This is a genomic window from uncultured Allobaculum sp. (assembly GCF_948576815.1).
Taxonomy (GTDB): domain Bacteria; phylum Bacillota_I; class Bacilli_A; order Erysipelotrichales; family Erysipelotrichaceae; genus Allobaculum; species Allobaculum fili.
In genome coordinates this window covers 1-1,396 of record NZ_CAPAEZ010000130.1, presented here as the reverse complement: position 1 = coordinate 1,396, position 1,396 = coordinate 1, and the positions used below count along the sequence as shown (strand labels likewise).

The 1,396-nt window shown below is 48.6% G+C and carries 1 protein-coding gene; it reads right to left on the bottom strand.

The genetic code is table 11. From position 1 onward, the window contains the following. Positions 1-81: 81 nt before the first annotated feature. Positions 82-1,230: an acyltransferase gene (locus Q2J39_RS10715; protein WP_230266773.1), complete on the bottom strand. Its 1,149-nt coding sequence runs from the start codon at positions 1,228-1,230 to the stop codon at positions 82-84. Positions 1,231-1,396 lie beyond the last annotated feature (166 nt).

The window sequence follows — 1,396 nt, the reverse complement described above, 5'->3', positions numbered from 1 at the left end:
GTGGTCGTCCACGCAAAAATCCGACCGTATAGTTTAGCTGATTGGGAAAGTTCTACTTAACTTAAAACGAATTTTCACGCTCTATCCATAGACCTTTTCCGGCTGAAAGAGCATCTTGATGCCCTTCCACAGCCATTTCACAATCCAGGAAAGAATAAAGGAAAGCACAAAGAGAATCGCCTCCATGCAAAGGGTATAGAGCAGACTGAAAGCGAAACCGTTGCTTTTCAAAATCAGATTTTGCAGAGACTGAGTAAATCCTACGCTGGTCAGAATGCGCAAAATGGGAAAGTGAACAATATAGATCAGAAAAGAATACGAAGCGGCTGCACAGATCATCGATTCTGCACCCGCTTCAACCGCTTTTTTAGCGCCTTTTCTGGGGCGAATGGCTGCCAGACCAAAAATCAGAATGAGTGCCGAGGCCAGCATGCCCCAGGCGGAATACCAGTACAGCGCGCTCGCATCGCCCGGATCTGCCGCAAAATGTTTCATCTGGACCCTGGCCCGCGCCAGATTCAGGAAAACGAAACCGGCCAGTGCCGCAGCGGCAGTGATCCAGCCGTGAAAGTGTTTTCGATTTCGATACAGAATATGTCCCCAGATCACTTCGATGGAAGCCGGAATGGCTGCTCGGAACAGATAGTGAGAAAAGCCGGCGAGATGGTTGGACGTCAGATCGTTCACAATAAAGAACCCTAACGTAGCAGCCATAAAAAGAATGGTGGCGACTCGGGATCGATCCAGCCCGTCCGCAATCCATTTCAAAACCGGAAAGAACAGAAAGACGAGCAGATTGACGTACAAATACCACAGATGATCCATGCCGATTACACCGTTTCGCCATTGCAGAAAATCATTCAATACCGCCGGAATATCCGAAGGGACAAATCCGGGCAGGGGCAGACTGTTCATCGCAATGCCGAGCAGACTCGCCAGAACGAGCGGAATAAAAATCCGGGTAAACCCTCGCTTGAGCGTTTTGCCATACGTACTGGAAAACAGAAAACAGCCGATGACCATCCAGAAAATACCAACGCCATCCGCTGCCAGGCAGGCAATAAAGACACGGCCAAAAGCCGGTTCGCCGTTAATGATCACTGGCGGATACGAATGACAGAGCAGAACGATCAGACAGGCGATCAGCCGAACCAGTTCTACGCGGGCATCTCGGCCCCTTTTCTTTTTTGGCCTGGATCGAGTCAGAGCCATTGTAGTGGATTGTGTCATTTTTAAACCTCCTGCAAATCGTAAACGATCGGCTTTATTGTAACGGACTGAGCAGACAATTGACGAATTCTTAAAAATCGGGCATTTCAAATAGTCGAACGCAAAAGATCCTCGTAAGCGTCAAATAAAAGACGGGTATTTTCTCGACCGCCTCCTTGGGATAATT

Bases quoted from the DNA above. Each gene is read 5' to 3' on its own strand.
- Q2J39_RS10715 (WP_230266773.1), bottom strand. From the start codon at position 1,230: ATGACACAATCCACTACAATGGCTCTGACTCGATCCAGGCCAAAAAAG.